This is a genomic window from Hyphomicrobium zavarzinii ATCC 27496 (assembly GCF_000383415.1).
GTDB classification, from domain to species: domain Bacteria; phylum Pseudomonadota; class Alphaproteobacteria; order Rhizobiales; family Hyphomicrobiaceae; genus Hyphomicrobium_C; species Hyphomicrobium_C zavarzinii.
The window spans coordinates 197,038-215,831 of record NZ_KB911259.1; the positions used below are offsets into that span (position 1 = coordinate 197,038).

Annotated in this window: 20 protein-coding genes; 10 read left to right on the plus strand and 10 right to left on the minus strand. The window is 64.5% G+C overall.

Translation table 11 applies throughout. The features are described 5' to 3' along the window. The first annotated feature begins 50 nt into the window (after window positions 1-50). Window positions 51-2,045 (plus strand): phosphomethylpyrimidine synthase ThiC, encoded by a 1,995-nt coding sequence (gene thiC, locus F812_RS0115230; RefSeq protein WP_026868167.1) that lies wholly within the window; start codon window positions 51-53, stop codon window positions 2,043-2,045. A 12-nt stretch (window positions 2,046-2,057) separates the two neighbouring features. Here thiC and F812_RS0115235 read toward each other — a convergent pair whose 3' ends face one another. After that, a complete protein-coding gene (locus F812_RS0115235) occupies window positions 2,058-2,558 on the minus strand; it encodes a hypothetical protein (RefSeq protein WP_020086845.1) in 501 nt (166 codons plus the stop codon). A gap of 118 nt (window positions 2,559-2,676) precedes the next feature. Continuing rightward, window positions 2,677-4,035, minus strand: a complete 1,359-nt coding sequence (gene mgtE / locus F812_RS0115240) for a magnesium transporter (protein WP_020086846.1) — start codon at window positions 4,033-4,035, stop codon at window positions 2,677-2,679. A gap of 274 nt (window positions 4,036-4,309) precedes the next feature. Between mgtE and F812_RS0115245 the strand changes: the two genes are divergently transcribed. Both F812_RS0115245 and F812_RS0115250 read left to right on the plus strand, forming a co-directional pair. After that, a complete protein-coding gene (locus tag F812_RS0115245; RefSeq protein WP_020086847.1) occupies window positions 4,310-4,720 on the plus strand; it encodes a hypothetical protein in 411 nt (136 codons plus the stop codon). Window positions 4,721-4,868: 148 nt separating this feature from the next. After that, window positions 4,869-5,189, plus strand: coding sequence for a hypothetical protein (locus F812_RS0115250; RefSeq protein WP_020086848.1), 321 nt, complete (start codon window positions 4,869-4,871; stop codon window positions 5,187-5,189). A 15-nt stretch (window positions 5,190-5,204) separates the two neighbouring features. Here F812_RS0115250 and F812_RS0115255 read toward each other — a convergent pair whose 3' ends face one another. The 3 genes from F812_RS0115255 to F812_RS0115265 all read right to left on the minus strand — a co-directional run bounded on the left by F812_RS0115255 (window position 5,205) and on the right by F812_RS0115265 (window position 7,061). Then, entirely contained in the window at window positions 5,205-5,474 is a 270-nt protein-coding gene (locus F812_RS0115255) for a DUF2277 domain-containing protein (protein ID WP_020086849.1), read from the minus strand. 64 nt (window positions 5,475-5,538) lie between these two features. Beyond that, window positions 5,539-6,138, minus strand: a complete 600-nt coding sequence (locus tag F812_RS0115260; RefSeq protein ID WP_020086850.1) for a glutathione peroxidase — start codon at window positions 6,136-6,138, stop codon at window positions 5,539-5,541. 431 nt (window positions 6,139-6,569) lie between these two features. After that, complete coding sequence (locus F812_RS0115265; RefSeq protein ID WP_020086851.1) at window positions 6,570-7,061, minus strand: protease inhibitor I42 family protein; 492 nt, start codon at window positions 7,059-7,061, stop codon at window positions 6,570-6,572. A gap of 182 nt (window positions 7,062-7,243) precedes the next feature. Between F812_RS0115265 and F812_RS0115270 the strand changes: the two genes are divergently transcribed. Together F812_RS0115270 and F812_RS24145 are read left to right on the plus strand one after the other, a co-directional pair. Next, window positions 7,244-7,645 carry a tautomerase family protein gene (locus tag F812_RS0115270; RefSeq protein ID WP_020086852.1) on the plus strand — a complete coding sequence of 134 codons (402 nt, stop codon included), beginning with the start codon at window positions 7,244-7,246 and terminating at the stop codon, window positions 7,643-7,645. A gap of 167 nt (window positions 7,646-7,812) precedes the next feature. Continuing rightward, window positions 7,813-8,340: a bactofilin family protein gene (locus F812_RS24145; RefSeq protein WP_156827448.1), complete on the plus strand. Its 528-nt coding sequence runs from the start codon at window positions 7,813-7,815 to the stop codon at window positions 8,338-8,340. A gap of 170 nt (window positions 8,341-8,510) precedes the next feature. On the opposite strand, the gene F812_RS0115280 is transcribed toward F812_RS24145, so the two are convergent. Continuing rightward, window positions 8,511-8,840 carry a hypothetical protein gene (locus F812_RS0115280; RefSeq protein WP_020086855.1) on the minus strand — a complete coding sequence of 110 codons (330 nt, stop codon included), beginning with the start codon at window positions 8,838-8,840 and terminating at the stop codon, window positions 8,511-8,513. Between the two features lie 221 nt (window positions 8,841-9,061). On the opposite strand from F812_RS0115280, the gene F812_RS0115285 reads away from it, so the two are divergent. The 3 genes from F812_RS0115285 to F812_RS0115295 all read left to right on the plus strand — a co-directional run bounded on the left by F812_RS0115285 (window position 9,062) and on the right by F812_RS0115295 (window position 11,783). Next, on the plus strand, window positions 9,062-9,871 hold the full coding sequence (locus tag F812_RS0115285) for a CorA family divalent cation transporter (protein ID WP_020086856.1): 810 nt from the start codon (window positions 9,062-9,064) through the stop codon (window positions 9,869-9,871). 365 nt (window positions 9,872-10,236) lie between these two features. Continuing rightward, complete coding sequence (locus tag F812_RS0115290) at window positions 10,237-10,809, plus strand: septal ring lytic transglycosylase RlpA family protein (RefSeq protein ID WP_020086857.1); 573 nt, start codon at window positions 10,237-10,239, stop codon at window positions 10,807-10,809. A 197-nt stretch (window positions 10,810-11,006) separates the two neighbouring features. Continuing rightward, window positions 11,007-11,783 (plus strand): helix-turn-helix domain-containing protein, encoded by a 777-nt coding sequence (locus F812_RS0115295; RefSeq protein ID WP_020086858.1) that lies wholly within the window; start codon window positions 11,007-11,009, stop codon window positions 11,781-11,783. Between the two features lie 301 nt (window positions 11,784-12,084). Here the strand turns inward: F812_RS0115295 and F812_RS0115300 are convergent, their stop codons facing one another. Both F812_RS0115300 and F812_RS0115305 read right to left on the minus strand, forming a co-directional pair. Then, window positions 12,085-13,176, minus strand: coding sequence for a patatin-like phospholipase family protein (locus tag F812_RS0115300; RefSeq protein ID WP_020086859.1), 1,092 nt, complete (start codon window positions 13,174-13,176; stop codon window positions 12,085-12,087). Window positions 13,177-13,302: 126 nt separating this feature from the next. Beyond that, the gene (locus F812_RS0115305; RefSeq protein WP_020086860.1) at window positions 13,303-14,229 is read right to left on the minus strand and encodes a metallophosphoesterase family protein; all 927 of its coding nucleotides are present in this window, start codon (window positions 14,227-14,229) and stop codon (window positions 13,303-13,305) included. A 75-nt stretch (window positions 14,230-14,304) separates the two neighbouring features. On the opposite strand from F812_RS0115305, the gene F812_RS24150 reads away from it, so the two are divergent. Together F812_RS24150 and F812_RS0115315 are read left to right on the plus strand one after the other, a co-directional pair. After that, window positions 14,305-14,772 carry an NUDIX domain-containing protein gene (locus F812_RS24150; RefSeq protein WP_020086861.1) on the plus strand — a complete coding sequence of 156 codons (468 nt, stop codon included), beginning with the start codon at window positions 14,305-14,307 and terminating at the stop codon, window positions 14,770-14,772. A 183-nt stretch (window positions 14,773-14,955) separates the two neighbouring features. Beyond that, the gene (locus F812_RS0115315; RefSeq protein WP_020086862.1) at window positions 14,956-15,465 is read left to right on the plus strand and encodes a GNAT family N-acetyltransferase; all 510 of its coding nucleotides are present in this window, start codon (window positions 14,956-14,958) and stop codon (window positions 15,463-15,465) included. A gap of 30 nt (window positions 15,466-15,495) precedes the next feature. Here the strand turns inward: F812_RS0115315 and F812_RS0115320 are convergent, their stop codons facing one another. Beyond that, window positions 15,496-16,788: an adenylosuccinate synthase gene (locus tag F812_RS0115320; RefSeq protein WP_020086863.1), complete on the minus strand. Its 1,293-nt coding sequence runs from the start codon at window positions 16,786-16,788 to the stop codon at window positions 15,496-15,498. Between the two features lie 191 nt (window positions 16,789-16,979). Continuing rightward, window positions 16,980-18,698 carry a mucoidy inhibitor MuiA family protein gene (locus tag F812_RS0115325; protein WP_020086864.1) on the minus strand — a complete coding sequence of 573 codons (1,719 nt, stop codon included), beginning with the start codon at window positions 18,696-18,698 and terminating at the stop codon, window positions 16,980-16,982. Window positions 18,699-18,794 lie beyond the last annotated feature (96 nt).

Consider the following 18,794-nt stretch of genomic DNA (forward strand, 5'->3'; position numbering starts at 1 on the left):
ACCTCTCTCAAACATCCAGATCCGATATCCGAAACGGAGTGCCCCTCATCATGAACAAGCCCGCACGCCCCTCCGAAATGACCGTCTTCAAAGTCACGACCGGCGCGCTCTCTGGATCGCGCAAGATCCATTCGGAGCCCGAAGGAATGCCCGGCCTCAAGGTGCCGTTTCGCGAGATCACGCTGTCGCCCGAAAGCGGAGAGCCGCCCGTTCGCGTCTATGATCCTTCAGGCCCCTACACAGACACGGCGGCAGCGATCGACGTCGACAAGGGATTGCCCCGCCACCGCGAAGCGTGGGTCACGGAGCGCGGCGGCGTCGAGCGCTACGAAGGGCGCACCATACGGCCCGAGGACAACGGCTCCGTCACGGGACGCCACGCCGCCCGCGCCTTCCCAGTCGCCCATCAGCCGCTGCGGGGCACCTCGCCCGGCCGCGAGCCGGTGACCCAGCTCGAATACGCCCGCGCCGGCATCGTCACCAAGGAGATGATTTACGTCGCGCACCGTGAGAACCTCGGACGCGCGGCCGCCCACGAACGCGCGAGCGCAGCGCTCCGCGACGGCGAAAGCTTCGGCGCGGCCATCCCGCCCCACATCACGCCGGAATTCGTGCGGGAGGAGATCGCCCGCGGGCGCGCCATCATACCCTCCAACATCAACCATCCGGAGTTGGAGCCGATGATCATCGGCCGCAATTTCCTCGTGAAGATCAACGCCAACATCGGCAACTCCGCCGTCACCTCCTCGGTCGAGGAGGAGATCGAGAAAATGGTGTGGGCCATCCGCTGGGGCGCCGACACCGTCATGGACCTCTCGACGGGCCGCAACATCCACACCACGCGCGAATGGATCATCCGCAATGCGCCCGTGCCCATCGGCACGGTGCCGATCTACCAGGCCCTCGAAAAATGCGGCGGCGATCCCGTGAAGCTCACCTGGGAGCTTTACCGCGACACGCTGATCGAGCAATGCGAGCAGGGCGTCGATTATTTCACCATCCACGCGGGCGTGCGCCTGCGCTACGTGCCGCTGACCGCCAACCGCGTCACGGGCATCGTCTCGCGCGGCGGCTCCATCATGGCCAAGTGGTGCCTCGCTCATCACCGCGAAAGCTTCCTCTACGAGCGCTTCGACGAGATCTGCGACCTGATGCGCCGCTATGACGTCTCGTTCTCCCTCGGCGACGGCCTGCGCCCCGGCTCCATCGCGGACGCCAACGACCGCGCGCAGTTCGCCGAACTCGAGACGCTCGGCGAGCTGACGCAGATCGCCTGGGCCAAGGGCTGCCAGGTGATGATCGAAGGCCCGGGGCACGTGCCCATGCACAAGATCAAGGTCAACATGGAAAAGCAGCTCCGCGAATGCGGGGAAGCCCCCTTCTACACGCTAGGGCCGCTCACCACCGACATTGCGCCGGGCTACGACCACATCACGAGCGGCATCGGCGCCGCCATGATCGGCTGGTACGGCACGTCGATGCTCTGCTACGTGACGCCGAAGGAGCACCTGGGGCTCCCCAACCGCGACGACGTGAAGACCGGCGTCATCACCTACAAGATCGCGGCCCACGCCGCCGATCTCGCCAAGGGCCACCCCGCAGCCCAGCTCCGCGACGACGCGCTCTCGCGCGCCCGTTTCGAGTTCCGCTGGCAGGACCAGTTCAACCTGTCTCTCGATCCCGATACGGCCCAGAGCTTCCACGACGAGACGCTGCCGAAGGAGGCGCACAAGGTCGCCCACTTCTGCTCCATGTGCGGACCCAAGTTCTGCTCCATGGAGATCACACGCGAGGTCCGCGACTACGCCTCGCGTTTGAACGAAGCCGCCGTCGAGATCGCCGAGGAGACGACACAGATCGATCCTGAAGCCGCGTCAGGGCTTGCCCTGGAGCGGCAGGAGGAAGCGTCAGGGCTTGCCCTGGAGCGGCAAGAGGAAGCGTCAGGGCTTGCCCTGGAGCGGGAGATCGAAAGCGGCATGAACGAGATGAGCCGGAAATTCCGCGAGCTGGGCAACAACGTCTACGTCGAGCGGGACAAGACCTGAGGAAGAAGAGGCTCACTGCGAGGCGAGCTTCCGCACCTCCACCCAGACCGACCGGCCACCGGCCGTGCTCGGCCGCGTGAACACGTTGCCGATCTCGAGCCGGTCGCCCGGAAATACGCTCCCGAGATCGAGGCCAAAGGAGCCCTCTTCCTTGGAGGGCTCCTTCCGCAACGCCGATCCCTGATCGTACATCGGCGTCACGATCTGTCCGACGAGCGCTTCGGGCGCGGCGTCGAGAGGAACGCTAAGCATGCGGCTCGCCCAGCGGCCGTCCGCGTAGCGCCCCGCACCGACCCATCCGTGCCCAACGAAGGCGACGGCTTGCGGTGTTGGCGTGGCTGGAACCGGCACGGCCGGAACTGCCGCCGTCTCTTGCGTCGCGCGGGTCCCGCTCGTTCTGCACTCCCACACCTTCAGGAACTCGGTATGCGTGCAGAGACGCTGGTAGTCGGCGATGAACAGCCCCATCAGCAGGGTGCCGGCCACACCAAGAACTTTCGCAACGATGCGCATGGGCTCCCCCGCTCGCGCCAGCCTGCGCCGAGCTTATCTGCGCATCAGCGATCGGCGCAACCCGCCCCTCGGCCGCTTGGCAAGAGCGCGCGGCCGGGAGAGGCGAGCCTGAAACCCTTCAAAGCAGCGTGCCGCTCAGAACCACCAGCGCCACGCTGAAGTAGATGACGAGCCCCGTCACGTCGACGAGCGTCGCCACGAACGGCGCCGACGCGCTCGCCGGATCGAACCCGAGCCGCTTGAGCACGAATGGCAACATTGACCCGGCCAGCGCCCCGAAGGTCACGATACCAACGAGCCCCAGGCCGACCGTGAGCGCCACCAGCTCCCAATGGGGGCCGTAGTCGTAGATCCCGGCCTTTTGCCAGACGGCGATCCGAACCATGCCGACGACGCCAAGAATGGCGCCCAGCGTCAAGCCCACCGGAATCTCGCGCAACGCCACACGCCACCAGTCGCGCAGCCGCAATTGACCGAGCGCGAGCGCCCGGATCAGAAGCGACGTGGACTGCGAGCCCGAGTTTCCTCCCGAGCTCATGATCAGCGGAATGAAGAGGGTGAGCACCACGGCCTTGGCAAGCTCGTCCTCGAAGTGCTGCATCGCGCTTGCCGTCAGCATCTCGCCAAGGAAGAGCGCGCACAGCCAGCCGGCCCGCTTGTGGATCATGCCGAGGAAGCCGATTTCGAGGTACGGCTTCGGAAGCCCTTCCACGCCACCGAATTTCTGTACGTCCTCGGTGCTGATCGAAACGATGGCGTCGATGATATCGTCCACCGTCACGATGCCGAGCACCTGATGGCGTCCATTGAGCACCGGCACGGCCAGCAGGTCATGGATCGAGATGAGGCGCGCGACCTCCTCCCGGTCCGTATCGGGCGAGACCCAGATCGGCGCCCGGCCGGCGCCAATCTCCGTGATGCGCTGCTCCGGCTCGCTGGTGATGAGCTGGCGAAGCGACACGACACGCACGAGCTGGCGGCTCGACGGATCGAGCACGAGGATGGCGTAGACCGTCTCGCGGGAGGATTCCACGGCCCGGATATGCGCCAGCGTCTGCGCGACCGTGTAGGTGTCGGGCACGCTGACGAACTCCGTCGTCATCAAGCTGCCGGCCGTTCCTTCAGGATACGCCAGCAGCAGCTTGAGCGACATCGCGGTCTCGAAATCGACCCGCGTGAGCAGCTTCATCCTGTCGTGCCCATCGAGCTCCCGAAGCGTGTCGGTAGCGCGATCGGCCGACATTCCCTTGAGAACCGCCCCGGACATGTCCACCGGCAGCGCGAGCATCAGCTCGCCCGCACGCGCGAGCTCCGGCCGGTCGAAAATCTCGATGACATGATCGAGAGGCAGATCCGCGAGCTGAGCCGCGGCGGTCTCTATCCCAAGTTCGTTGATTTGGGCAACGCTGTCGGCAACGTGCTCTTGGCGCAAACCGCCGCCCAGCCGTGCCCCTTCCGCAACGCGGAGTTCTTCCATGGCTCACCTCACGATCCGCCGTTCGCGGAGGACCGTGGGAGCCCGACGTAGAGTTAACGTCGATCCACGAGCAGCCGCGACGGCAAACACAATCGACTACTGTCGCTTGGCATCACGTCGTTTCCTTTGGATTGCGGGCGCAACGAGCCCGCGCCCGGTATATGAGACGGCACGCACGGAAGGTCAAGCGGAAGCCGCCCTCCGCATCCGTTTTCATCCGAGCCGTCGTGCTTTAGGGTAGCCCCGCACACTGGGGGAATTTGGGGGAACGGCCGTGAAGCTCAAGTCGTCGCAGCTCTGCGAGCTGATTGGAATTGCAATCCTGCTGGCTTCGGCCGCCGCGCAGCTTTTCTACCTCGAGCCCCTGAAGCGCGAGATCGAATGGCGCCTCGCCACGTTCTCCACACAGCAGTCGGCCCAGGTCCAGACCAGCGCGATGTTCGAGAACCACCTCTCCGTGCTCGCCTTGATGAACGCGCCGCCCGAGCAGGTGAAAAAGGCCGAGGCCCGGCGCGACGAGATCCTTGGCCAGTTCAAGACCGCCGACGCCAACATCTCCGATTTCATGATCGAGAAGGAGCGGGTGGAAAGCTATATCGAGGTGATCGTCATCGCGCTCTTTGCCTTCGGAAGCCTGCTCGCCGGCATCGGCCGCATGATCGAGATGCAGGCCAGGCCGGACTGAGCCCTCTTCCGGGGCGCCCATCCCCGGAGGCGCCCGCCCGCCTGCTCCCGGCAGAAAATTTAAAGGTTATTGCCGCCTCTGAGGCGCGGCCGCGCCGGAACAGGCGTAAGATTTGGCTCTCCCTCCGGCCCCAACGCGAGGCAGACCCATGACGCAGCAAATCCCGCTTCCCGCGCTCGCTCTCTCCGTGATGGCAACCATCACACTCGGCGCGTTCGCACAGCCCTCCCCGGCTCGCGCAGAAAAACTCGAAGTGTCCAAAGACATCATCGCCGTGCAGATCCGCAAGCAGGGTTTCGAATGCGAGAACCCCGAAAGCGCGGAACGCGATGAGAAAGCCTCGCAGCCCGATAGCGAGGTCTGGATCCTGAGATGCGAGGGCATGAGCTACCGGGTGCAGCTCGTCCCCAACATGGCCGCGAAGGTGGAACGCCTCTCCGAAAAGCAGCCGCCGCCTGACAAGCCCTGACGCCCGCCTCCGTCGCTAGGCGCCGAACCTCAGCGCGTTGCGTGCCTTCGCCTTGGCAGCCTCTGCCTCGCGATCGCGCGGCGGTGCGAGCGTCACCAGCGAACCGAGCAACTCATGAGCCGCCGCCGCGACTTGATCGACGGCTTTGTTGAAGGCCTCTTCGTTGGTCTGCGACGGCCTCTTGAAGCCCGAGATCTTCCGCACGAACTGTAAGGCCGAAGCGCGGATCTCCTCCTCGCTCGCGGGCGGCGAGAAATTGTAGAGCGTCTTGATATTGCGGCACATGAAAAAGGTCCTCGATCTTGTTCACGATCTGAAGACGTCTAGCCTTGCTCCATTCCGGCAGGGCTCATTGAGCGGCCGCCGCCACCTTCGGCTTCTTCAGCTCCGCTTCCACCGCAGAAACCAGGCGGTCCGCATCCGGCGTCGTCATGGAAAAGAAGCTCGTCACGAGCTTGCCGTCGCGCCCCACCAGATACTTGTGAAAGTTCCACTTCGGCGCATTCATCCATCCCAGCTCATCGCGCGCCCACTTGTAGAAGGGATGCGCGCCGTCGCCTGAAACCACATTCTTGTCGGTCAGCGGAAACTCGACGCCGAACATCCCCTCGCAGAATTCCTTGATCTCACCCGCCGCCTTCGGCTCCTGCGCGCCGAAATCGTTCGACGGCACGCCGATCACCGCGAAGCCTTGCGGGGCATACTTCTGATGCAGCTCCTGAAGCGCCTTGTACTGCTTCGTGAACCCGCAGAACGAGGCGGTGTTCACGACCAGAAGTACCTGGCCGCGGAAGTCCGAAAGCGGCATCGGCTTGCCGTCGATGGACGTGAAGGAGAAATCCCAAGCCGTCCGCGCCGCGCCGCCCCCATCGCCCGCGAGCCCATCGGCGGCAAGCACGGACGAGGTGAGACCGAGTACGGCGGCAAACGTTGCGAGCTTCGAGGGCATCAATGGCCTCCACGGCAGGAAAGGGAATGGGACGAGACGTCGAAAAAACACCGGAAAAACGAGCGAAACGCGCCACCTGGACGAGTTGTAGACCACGCGCGCCGGCCTCGCACACCTTTACGTGGGAACCTTGGCGCCGGATTTCCACGCGTTGCAGCAACTATCCAAATCGTAACTTTTCAGATCGCGCGAAGCATGGCACGCTTACCCCATCGTTCAACAACTGGAAGGAGGTGATCCGATGTCGAGTGGGATCTTGAGGACGGCGATGTCGCGGTCGCTGGGTTTCAAGCCGGATCTGCCTCTGGTAGCGGCTTAAGCCAAGCGACAAGCGGCCGGGCGCAACAATCGCTCGAATAAGCCGCCTGAATCTCACGGGGGCTGTCCATCGGACAGCCCCTTTGCTTTTGCGGTAAGCCGCTGCGCGAGCGCTACTTGTCGGCGCCATCGTCGAACATCTGCTCGCCCGGGTTCTCCATGGAATCCTGGGGCGGATCGCTACCCTCTTCTTCAGGCAACGCATCGGGCGCCTCGCCGACGACCTCGACGGAAACCTCTTGCGTCTTGGCCACCTTGGGATCGTTGGCCCTCACATACTTGAAGACGAGCGTTGCCGTGCCCGGCGCCACGCCCGTCACGAGAACCTGGAATTTCTGAGGGGCTCCGAGCACGGGTCTCTCGCCCGGCGCCAGCTCCCGCTTGGCATAGCCCAGGAGATCCACCGTGACGGACTTGGGAACCTTGTCGATCGCCCAGGCGTACCCGGTGGACGGATTGCCGTCGAGTTCAAGCGTCGTGGTGTCTCCCACCGTGACCTGCACCCGCGTTTCCTGCGCCCGCACGTGCTCCGAAAAACCCGGAAGCCCCGCGAGACCTGCAAGCAGCAAGGTTAAGACCGCACGGCGGCATGGACCGATCGACATCCGACATCCCTCTCGATAACGCCTAAGCCATCGAGCTTCGCACGCAGGGCAAGCACCCGTCCATATGGCCCCGGCAGGCCGAGCCTCGCCCGTTGCCCCACAACCATTTATCCATTGCCAATCTCCCCTCCCTACTGCCTACTGCCTACTGCCTACTGCCCTACCTCAACCGGTCTCACCCCATGCCCCTGCTCCGCTTCGATCTCATCGAGGGCCGCTCCGACGAGGAGCTGAAAACTCTCCTCGACGCCGCTCATCGCGCCATGCTGGCCGCCTTCAAGGTGCCGGAGCGCGACCGCTATCAGATCGTCCACGAGCACAAGCCCTCGCGCCTCATCGTTGAGGACACCGGACTCGGCATTCCGCGCACCGACAAGGTCGTGTTCCTGCAGGTGACGAGCCGTCCGCGCGGGCGGGCACCCAAGGAGACCTTTTACCGTCTTCTTGTCGAGGAGCTGGAACGAAGCTGCGGCATCGCCCCGAGCGACGTGGTCGTGTCCATCGTCGAGAACACGGACGAGGACTGGTCGTTCGGCCATGGCCGCGCCCAGTTCCTCACGGGCGAGCTCGGCACCAAAGGCTGACGCCTCCCCTCATTATCAAGACCGGGAGCAGAATGGCCGCCGTGCATCAGCCGGCCGGCGCTCGCGACAAAATCGTCCCGTTCACTCTTTAACGACAAATTTTCTCCATCAGGCGGTGTTTCTGTCCATAGTGGATCACCGTAGCGTGGGTTTTAGGGGAGGTAAGCGTGTTCAGCCGAGGTTCCAATTCCGATTCCGGTCTGCCGAAGCCGCCGGTCATTCCGAGTGCAATTCCGACGGGCGCCGCGCCCTCGGCCGCTCCAGCCCCTGTCGCCAATGGCCGGTCCTCTCCCTTCGGCGCCGCCTCCACCATGGGGCAATCGGTGATCGGCACGGACCTCACCATTCTCGGCGACAAGATCACCATCATCTCTCAGAACAAGCTCCAGATCGACGGCGACGTCCGCGGCGACGTCACCGGCAAGCAGATCGTGATCGGTGAGGACGGCTCTGTCATCGGCACCGTCTGCGCCGAGCAGATCGAGGTGCGCGGCGGCGTGCGTGGTGCGATCAAGGCACAGAACGTGATGCTGCATCCGACCGCTGAGGTCGAGGGCGACATCTTCCATCAGACGCTGTCGATCTCCGAAGGCGCCCAGTTCGACGGCCGCGTGCGCCGCGCGAAGGATCTCGCGGAGATCTCGCCGAACCTGGATGTGAACAGCTACCCGGTTGGCCAACAGCAGACCGGCTGACCGGCGCTGACAACTACGAGTTAAAAGCCCTCCTCCGGCTGCCGGAAGAGGGCTTTTTCTTTTGCTGCGCTAGACCATGATCGCTCGGACACTTGTCAGTCCGAAGCGTGAATCATCGATCTCAATAAAGCCGTGAAGCGCTCTCCTGATCAATCAAACTCGATCGCGCTCTAGAACGGACGACGCCCCACGCTGTTGGCGTCGATGCAGGCGAGATAGATGCGATTGTCCCGGCCCACGTGCTGGCACACGTTGCGCTTGAGATTGGGGTTCTGACGGATCGAATTCGCCGAAACCTTTATGCCGTACTCGCGCGCGACCTTGGCCACGAGCTCGTCCTGGCAGTACGGGGTCGCGAGCGGCACGCCGTTCACCATCTGGTTTCCGTTCACGCACTTGATGCGAGCCTCGGCCGGCTGCGCGGCGGCGAGGAAGGCCATCGGAAGGGCCAGCGCGGCATACAGAGCACCGGCACGGCCACCACGGGAAGTGAAACGCATGAAATATCTCCTTGAATAGACGTCCGGCCGACGGGATGCGCCCGCAGCGGACGGTCAGGCTCGATGGGGCACTGAGCTAGCCTTGCCCGACACCGAGACGCAGTTCCTAAAGAAACACGCATAAGATCTGTCGAGGGTGACCGCCGCGCGACACCTTGGCAAACCTGTCTTGCTGTAAGGTATGAACCCGCCGGATGAGTTCAAGGCGGCTGAGGACATGCATGCTGACGATCTACGACACCACGGGCACGAGCCTGCTGAAGCACGACGATACCGCCGCCATCACCGCCGACACGGTTTGGTTCGACCTTCTCAACCCGACCAAGGAAGAGGACAACCGCGTCGAAGACCTGCTCAAGATCTCGGTGCCGACGCGCGCCGAGATGCGCGAGATCGAAGCCTCGAGCCGCTTCTATCAGGAGAACGGCGCGAGCTACATGACGGGCTTCATCGTCCACAACATCGATGAGCACACCCTCGGCTCGTCCACCCTCACCTTCATCCTGACTGGCAACGCGCTCGTCACCGTGCGCTATTCGGACAGCAAGGCTTTTCCCGCCTTCCTCTCGCGCGTCGAGCGCGGCGATGCCACCTGCCGCACAGGCGCCGGCATCATGATCGGCCTCATAGAGACGTTGATCGAGCGGCAGGCCGATCTCATCGAGCAGATCCAGGATCGCGTCGACAAGCTTGCCAAGGGCGTTTTCGAGCTTCAGAAGCGGCGCACGCGCGACACCAAGCTCGACGCGCTGCTCAAGGGCATCGGAGCCCAGGGCGACATCGTCGCCCGCGTAACGGAAAGCGCGACCTCCCTCGAGCGTGTGCTGCATGTGCTGAAGAACACGGCCCAGGAGCGCAACTGCGACGGCAAGATCTTTCAGCGCATCGAGACGGCCGACCGCGACCTCACCTCTCTTGCCGAGCACATGCGCTTTCTCATCGCGGCTGGCTGTGAGAAGAGCGTCACGCGAGACCGCGAAGCGCGCGACACATTCTCGCCGCATTTCCAGAGCGTTGCGAAACTCTCGTAAGACGCTTTCTCTGCGACGTGCCGTCGCACTTCGCACATCGTTAAAATGAAAATCGAAATGGAATCAACACGCCCCTCTCGCGTGCCTTACAGCGTTCAAGAATAGGCGTTGATTCCGCCCAATTCGGCTGGTCAGGTGCGCGCACCAGAACGGGGTGCTCTGACGACACTCCGGAATATTTGAGTGGCAGAACGCGTTCTGGCGTTGCGCTTAGGTTCTATCTCGTATCGGAAGCTCATCTTCTTATTGAAGAACGATATCCGCCACAGGCGGACAGCCCGAGTGGTCCCCTGGGGAACCATTTGTCGGGACTGGAGCTCTGCTTGAACCACGGCACTGTCGCTGGGAAGAATGGAGAATTGATCATGCGATTTATTGCTCTCGCAGCACTCGCCGTATTTGCGGTTGGCCTCATGGACGCTCGCCCTGCGAGCGCGGCACACCGTTGCGAAAACGCTCAGGTCTGCAGCAAGCACGCAGTCAAGAAGGCTCACTACAAGAAGTCGGCCCACCGCGCTCACAAGGAGCGCGCGGCCAAGACGAGCTATAAGTACGGCAAGAAGAACTACTCCAATGTCCAGACCACGCCGACCAAGCGTGCGGCTGCCCATCGCGCAGCGGCGCGTAAGGCTGCGAGCGCGTCTTACGGCGGCGGCTCGACCGGCATCGCCTCCTACTACTGGCAGGGCCAGATGACGGCTTCCGGCGCCCGCTTCAACCCCAGCGCCATGACGGCCGCCCACCGCACGCTGCCCTTCGGCACCCGCGTGCTCGTCACCAACCAGTCGAACGGCCGCTCGGTCACCGTGACCATCAACGACCGTGGCCCCTTCATCAAGGGCCGCATCATCGACCTGTCGAAGGCCGCCGCTGGCGCCATCGGCATGCAGGGCGCGGGCCTGGCTCGCGTTTCGATCTCGGTCCTCGGCCGCGGCTGATCCGGATCAGCAACGCACGAGTTGCAGAGGGCGGGCCGCAAAACGGCCCGCCTTTCTTCTTTAAACTGACAGTCTGAGCGGGCAAAAAAGGCGGGCCGTACCGCGCTCTTCACCACCATGTCGCTTAGCGCTTGGGGTGTCGGCAAAATTCGGTATATTGCGGAAAGTTGTTATCTGCGACTTGGGCCTCCGCCGCGATGAAATCGACACCCAACACGAAGGAGCGGGCAGCGGCGGTTCAGATCATCCGCACCGCCATGGTCGAGAAGAAGCTGACGCAAGCCGAGCTGGCCGACGCAGCCGACTGCCACGAGAAGACCATCCAGAACCTTCTGCACGGAAAGCCCGTGCGCGAGCAGACCCTGTTCGACGTGGCGATGGTGCTTGGGCTCGACTATCAGCGGCTCAAGGAATCCTGGTTCGGCTCCATGTCGACAGCCCAGCCCATGGAGCTCAAGGGCGAAGGCGGCGTCGTCGCTCCCGTCTATATGGGCGCCTACACCCGTGCCGCAGTCGACCACTATATCGGCAGCTACCTCACCATCCGCCCGGCCTTCGCCAAGCCCGATGCCATCGTCGCCTATCGCACCGACATCGTGTGGGATCCGGAGTGGCCGAGCCTGCTGTTCGAGGAGCGCGAGCGCCCGGACGCGCCATTCTCCCACCGCGGCCGCCTCTACGTGCCCGCATCCTCCATGTACATTCATCTGGTCTCGTTGACCAAAGGCGCCATGCGCATGGTTCTGATCTCACAGATCGACCAGAGCGGAGAGATGCGCGGCCTCATCACAACCCTCAACAAGCAGCGCGCAATGTTCGTGCCCGTCTCGGCACCCATCGTCTATCTGAAGCGGCAGGAGTTCAAATCGCTGTCGCTGGGCGAGATCATGCCCAAGAACCCCGACTACAAGATCTACAAGGGCCTGCTCGAAACCTCGATGGAGGAAGGCTACGCCCGCCTCGTCGGCCCCTGATCACCCGGTTTGCCGGACGCGCGTTCGTCGGACCGAGGGGCAACGCCGACATTCACATGCGGGAGCCACGGACGCAGCGTCCGCAAGAGCACATTCATAACCGAACGGCCGTCGCCCGCTCCATTGCCCGCAAATCCGGTTCAGGCCCATAATTCATCGGTCTAGACACCGGCCTTCGCCGGTGTGACGTGCAGTTTGCACTTGCGCGCACGCCCGCCAAAACATCATGCCGGCGATCATGGCGGAGCCATGCTTCGCAGGGACGGCCGGCATCCAGACACGCGAGCCGCAAAACGTCCGCTCAAGCGCGCGACGAGACGGCCTCGGTGTCGCTGCTCGCGATCGGCTCATCCTCCGCCGCCGTGAGGCTGCCGGCTGCCTGAAAGCGCTGCGCGAGATCCACCGTCTCCTGCTTGCCGATGAACTTGAGGTTCTGAGCGAGCCATTTGTGGGTCTGCGTGCGCCCGGCGGAATGCAGATAGGTGAGCAGCCCAAGATCGGGCTTGAGCTTGCTGTCGTCCGAAAGGGACGAGGTGTAGCGCCCCGCCTCGATCATGTGAAAACGATGCGCGGCGAGCGGATTCTGCCGCCCGCGCCGGATCGATCCGAACCGCCCGCGCATCGCTTCGCGCACGGCCAGGATCAATTCCACGTCCCTCAACAGCGGTGCGTTGAAGGTCAGCCGGTTCGCCGTCCCAGCGATCTCCCGCGCCCCCTTCGGCAACTCGCGGCGCACCAGCGGATTGATCTCGATGATCAGCGTGTCCCTCACCGGACTTTCGAGCGCGAGCGTCACGATGTCAGGGTTCTTAGAGAACCCGCCATCCCAATAGCCGACGCCGTCGATCTCGACTGTCCGGTGCAGTGTCGGCAGGCACGCCGATGCCAGCACCGATTCCACGGTGATCTCCTCACGCCGGAACAAGCGCGGACGCCCCGTCGCAACCTCCGTCGCCGCGATCAGGAGACCGACCGGCGCCTTCTCGCGAATGGCTTTGAAGTCGATTGTCTCCGCGAGCAGGTTGCGCAGAGGATCGAAGCCCAGCGGATTGAAGTCATAAGGCGAGAGGATGCTCGCCACCTGCGCGAGCGTGGTCGCATTGCTGAGACCGAACAGGAACGGGTTGAGACGCAGGAGATCCGGCACACCGGCCTTGTGCACCGCTTCCCACACTTGCCGAAGCTTCGCGCGCGCGCCTTCGCGTCCACCCTCGGCAAGACCCGCAGCCAGCGCAACCGCGTTCACCGCACCCGCGCTCGTGCCCGAGACCCACTCGAACGAAAGGCTCTCCTCCTCGAGCAGGCGATCGAGCACGCCCCACGTGAAGGCGCCGTGTGCGCCGCCACCCTGGAGAGCGAGGTTGATCTTGAGATGACGTCTGAAGCGCGGCAAAAAACGAGGCTCCTCGAGTGCGTTCAGAGAAGCGCGAACCCTAGCACGATCGCGGCGCGTGTCTGCCCCCGCAATCAGCCGCACGAGCGGTGCGTGCCTGCCACAATTGCTGTCACAAACTGCGTTTCATCGAGGCGGAGCAACGAGATCGCGCCGGCCGAGACTGATCACCTCGCCATCCGGTGAGGCAAGTCCGCGCGTCTCGCAGTGAATGTGAACGGCGCCATCGTCGCGCTTGATACGCAACAGATAATAGCGTGCCAGCGGTTCGTCCTTATGCGCATGCGCGCTCGAGGCGGAGGAAACACCGAGAACCGGTACGCCACGGCCGGAATGGGCGCGCCACGAGAGCATCTCCCGATGGTTGTGCCCGTGCAGAACCAGCTCCGCGCCGTATCTGTCGAGCACGTCGGAGAACGCGGCCGCATCCTGAAGCGCGCGTCGCGGCGGAGCGAGGCCCGGAAGTGGCGGATGGTGGATCAGCACGACACGAATGAACTTCGCCTCGGCGAGCCGTTCGAGACAAAGCGCAAACTGTTCGAGCTGCGCCCGCCCGAGCTCTCCCGCCGCAACGAACGGCGGCGTGGGCACCGCGGAGTTGAGACCGATCAGCGCCACCGGGCCTTGCGTGCGCACGTAAGGAAATCGCACCGCCTCGTCCCGCTTCCAGCTTTCGCTGTTGCGCATGTAGGGCGCCCAGCTATCGAGACACGAGGCGCCGCCGAGGCGGCCCGTGTAGATGTCGTGATTGCCCGGCACCACCGAGACACGCTCCGGCTCGCCCAGGGCCTTAAGCCACTCGAGCGCGGCGGCGTATTCGCCCGGCAGGCCGAGGTTCGCGAGATCGCCCGTCACCGCGATATGATCCGGCGCCTGCGCCAGCGCATCCGCCGCAAGCCTCTCCGCGACTGATCTCAGATGCACGCGCCGCCGTCCGCGTTGCCAATTCAGGAATCCAAGCGCACGCTTGGCATTCCAATGCCGCGCATGAAAGCCCGTGATCGGCGAGAGATGGACGTCCGAGAGATGGACAAGCGTAAAAGTGTCAGTCATATGCCCTCGAGCCGTGGCGGCTTGCGTCGTCCTTCGACCGCCGCCGCACGGCGATCATGATGCGGGAGAACGCGCGTGTCGCCTGACAAGATGATCAGCAAGGTGTTGCAACGCTACTGGCGCCACTCTCGCGGCTTGACGCTGGGTGCGCAAGGCGTCGTGCTCGATGACGCGAACCGGGTGCTCCTCATCCGCCACACTTACCGCCCCGGCTGGCATTTTCCCGGCGGCGGCGTCGAGAAGAACGAGACGGTGGAGGATGCGCTCACCCGCGAGCTCAGGGAGGAAGCGGGCGTCGATCTCAAAGGCCCGCCGGAGCTGTTCGGCATCTACGCCAATCACCGCCTGTTCCCGAACGATCACATCGTCCTGTTCCTCGTGCGGGCCTGGCACCAGCCCGCGATCCCCCGCCCGAATGCCGAGATCGCCGAGCAGAAGCTGTTTCCCTGGGACGCGCTCCCCGAGGCCGTGAACGGCCCGACCCGCGAGCGCATGCTCGAAATCAGGGGCCTCCGGCCACGCTCCCACAACTGGTCTCCGTGACGGTTATGCGACGATTTACGACGTCGGACCAAGGGTCTGGACCCATCCCGGACCCCGTGCTAAAGCCCCGCCCATGAGCAGTCTATCCGCGAGCCTGAGACCGATGCCGCCGCGACGAGCGCGCTCGTCGCGCCATGCGCATTGAAAGATAGCCGTCCGCACTCAGCCCAGGATCTGCCCCCGATGCTCTCGAAAGTCTTGAGCCGGCCCGCGACGCCGGAAGACATCCCTCTGATCTCCGCCCTGCACGACCGCGTGTTCGGCCCAGGCCGTTTCGCGCGTACGGCCTATCGCGTGCGCGAGCAGAAGGGCACCGGCGCCGAAATCTCCCGCTTCTGCCGGCTCGCCGCATCCGACGACAACCGGCTGATCGCGGCTCTCCGCATGTCCGAGATCTCCATCGGCGGAAAGAAAGGCGCAATCCTTCTCGGGCCGCTCGTCGTCGCGCCGGAGTATGCAGGCCAGGGCTACGGCCGTGCCTTGGTCACGGAAGTAATCGAGGCCGCGAAAGCCGCGGGCCTCAAGCTCATGGTGTTGGTCGGAGACGAGCCCTACTACGGTCGCTTCGGCTTCAAGCCCGTGGCTCCCGGCACCATCACCTTCCCGGGCCCCGTGAACCCGCAGCGCATTCTCGCGCTCGAGCTGGAAAGCGGGGCGCTCGCAAGCTTCAGCGGCCAGATCTCCGGCCGCTGACGGCACCCAGTCAGCGCAGGCCTACTGCCCTCAATCCGCAAACGGATCGCGCATCAGGATGGTGTCGTCGCGCTCGGGGCTCGTCGAGAGCAGCGTGACCGGGCACTCGATCAGCTCCTCAATGTGGCGGACATACTTGACCGCCTGCGCCGGAAGGTCCGCCCAGCGCCGCGCGCCCCGCGTCGACTGCGACCAGCCCTCGAACGTCTCGTAGACCGGCTCGACACGCCCCTGCGCGTGCGCGCACGCCGGAAGACGCTGCAGCTTCTTGCCGTCGAGCTTGTAGCCGACGCACACCTTGATCTCGGAGAAACCGTCGAGCACGTCGAGCTTCGTCAAGGCGATGCCGTTGATGCCGGAAACCTTCGCCACCTGCCGCACCAGCACCGCGTCGAACCAGCCGCAACGCCGCTTGCGTCCGGTCACCGTGCCAAACTCGTGGCCGCGCACACCGATGGTCTCGCCGATCTCGTCGGTGAGCTCTGAGGGGAACGGCCCCGCGCCCACGCGCGTCGTGTACGCCTTGGCGATGCCGAGCACGAAGCCGAGCGAGCCCGGCCCCATGCCGGACCCGGTCGCGGCCTGCGCCGCTACCGTATTGGACGAGGTGACGAACGGATACGTGCCGTGATCCACATCGAGCAGCGCACCCTGTGCGCCTTCGAACAGGATGCGCTTACCCGCCTTCCGCTCTTGGTCCAGCAGATCCCACGTGACATCCACGTAAGCGAGCACCTTGGGCGCGATCTCCTGCAGATCCGCCATCACCGCGTCCTTGCTGATCTCGGGCTTGCCGAGGCCGCGGCGAAGCGCGTTGTGATGCAGTAGAAGACGGTCGACCTTGGGGCCGAGCGTGTCGACGTTGGCGAGATCCTGCACGCGGATCGCGCGCCGCCCCACCTTGTCCTCGTAGGCCGGCCCGATGCCGCGCCCCGTGGTGCCGATCTTCCCGTCTCCGGCCGCGTCCTCGCGCATCACGTCGAGCTCGCTGTGGAACGGCAGGATGAGCGTCGCGTTCTCCGCGATACGCAGGTTGTCCCGGGTGATGGAAACGCCCTGCGCCTTGAGCTTCTCGATCTCGGCGGAGAGCGCCCACGGATCGACCACCACGCCGTTGCCGATGATGCCGAGCTTGCCCTCGCGCACCACCCCCGAAGGCAGCAGCGAGAGCTTGTAGGTTTTGTCGCCGATCACCAGCGTATGGCCTGCGTTGTGTCCGCCTTGGAAGCGCACCACCACATCGGCCCGCTCGGAGAGCCAATCGACGATCTTGCCCTTCCCCTCGTCGCCCCACTGCGCGCCGACGACCACGACGTTAGCCATGTCTTCCACCAATTCTCATGAAATGGCCCCGGCTGATCGAGCCGGGGCCGGAACCATCTGATTTACATTTAGCGTCGGTCGCGGCCCTGGCCAACAACTATCCGCCACCGCCCGCACGGCTCCGCAGGAAGGATTTCCCGGGACAGAAATACTCCGACCAAAGTCGTGCAGCCACAACCGCGCCTGCGCGATTATTGCCGGTAAATTATGGACTTAGCGGAGGGCCAGGAGACCCGGTAACCAAACTCGATGGTCTGCTCCTGGTCCGGTTCGAGTTTGCCCTCCCACACGAGAACGCCGCGCTTGTCGTCGACGTTCTGCTTGCTCGGCGTCGTCCGGCCCGTCAGCTCCACCTTGATGTCCTGGTTGGCCGAAACCGGGATCTGATCGAACACCGCGAGCGCGATCGCCCGCTCGTGCATGCTCTTCACCGACAGCACGTAGTTGCGGCTGTCCGTGCGCGAGGTCGAGATCAGGCCCGTCTCCCCGCGCGTCTCCTGCGCAACGGCATGACGCACGCGGACGAGGTCGTCCGTGCCGAAGCCGAGCTCGTGCTCCTCGCCCGGCGAAAGCAGCGGCAAGCGCCCCGTGCCGACGAACGTGCCGTCACGGAAGAGCGCGACGGAGCCCGGCAGTAGCGGCGACCCCTTCGGCAGCGTGAACTTGGCATAGAGATAGGCCTTGGCATCGACCTTCGGCACCGCGCGGATCGTGAGCTGCGGCTCGATGGTCTCGGCGCCGAGCTGAACGCGCTTGGCTTCCCCCGTCTCCGGAATGGTGAGCCGCCCCGGCACCGCATAGAGCGCGTGGAACGGCGCCTGCACGACCTCCGCCGGACGCTCCGCCAAGGCCGCCCTCTTGCGGGGGGCCGGAGCGGCAAGGCCGTCGTTGTCCTTGAAGCGGGCTTCCGCCTCGAACTGCGGGGCGGCCTCCTCCGGCGCCATGGCGCGTCCCGCTGCGGGAGCGGTCGTCGGCATCGCGACAGGCGGCGGAGGCGCCGGACGCACCTCCGGCTCGAAATCGACGATCAACGGCTTGAGATCCGGCGCGGCAGCCCCGGCGGTGGGGCGCGTCGTGGAAAGCGTGAGCGCGACGTTGTCCCAGCTCTCGCCCGTCTTCTGATTGATCGAAGCGCGCCGCGCGAGATCGATCTTGGGGGCAACCGTCTTGGCGCCCGTGGCGAGACGCACATCATAGAGAGGCGTCCAGGACGCATGCGAAACCTGATAGCGGATCGTGATGTCCGCTTCGAGCGGGGCCTGCGCCACCACGAACACCTTTGCTTCTGTACGCTCGGTCTTCTCCGGGGCAATCGACGCGAGCGACTTCTCGAGATCCTCGATCTTGCGGTCGGTCTCGCGAATACGAACCTGCGCATCCTGGATGGTACGCTGCGCGTCCGCCGAGCCTGCCGAGATCAAGGCCAGGATCGCAGACCAATCCTCGCCGCGCTCCGCACCCGCCGTGGGCGCCGGCCGCGTCGGAAGCTGTGTGAGATTGGAGATGAGCGTCTTCTGCGTCTCCGCGCTCTGCACCAGCGCATCGAGCCTGGCGCGATCGTCGCGCAGCGCTTCGATCTCCGTTTCGATCTTGCGCCGCTCCGTGGCGGAGACTTCCGCATCCGCGCGCGGCACGAGCAGCTTGCGCGTATCGACGGAGCCGATTTCGAGCTTGCCCGTGGCGTTGCCTTCGACGCGGATTGAGCCCTCGACCGCGCTCGCCGGCAGATCCTTGAACAGAAGCGTGTGCTCACCCTTCTCGAGCTGCACCTTGGCGACACGCAGAACCTCGGCTCCCATCGGGAACACGGTCACCGCATCGACGCGCGACTGGGCATCGACCTCGGCGGCGCGCACGAGCCCTGTGCTCGCCATGAGAGACAGAAGCGTGACAACAAGGACTTGCTTCACGGGGCGCGACCTTTCCGCTGGAAGTGAGATTGAGATGAAGGCGTATGGCATACGTCGCCACGGTTGCTCAGGCGTTTATGCTCCGAAGCGCGGCAG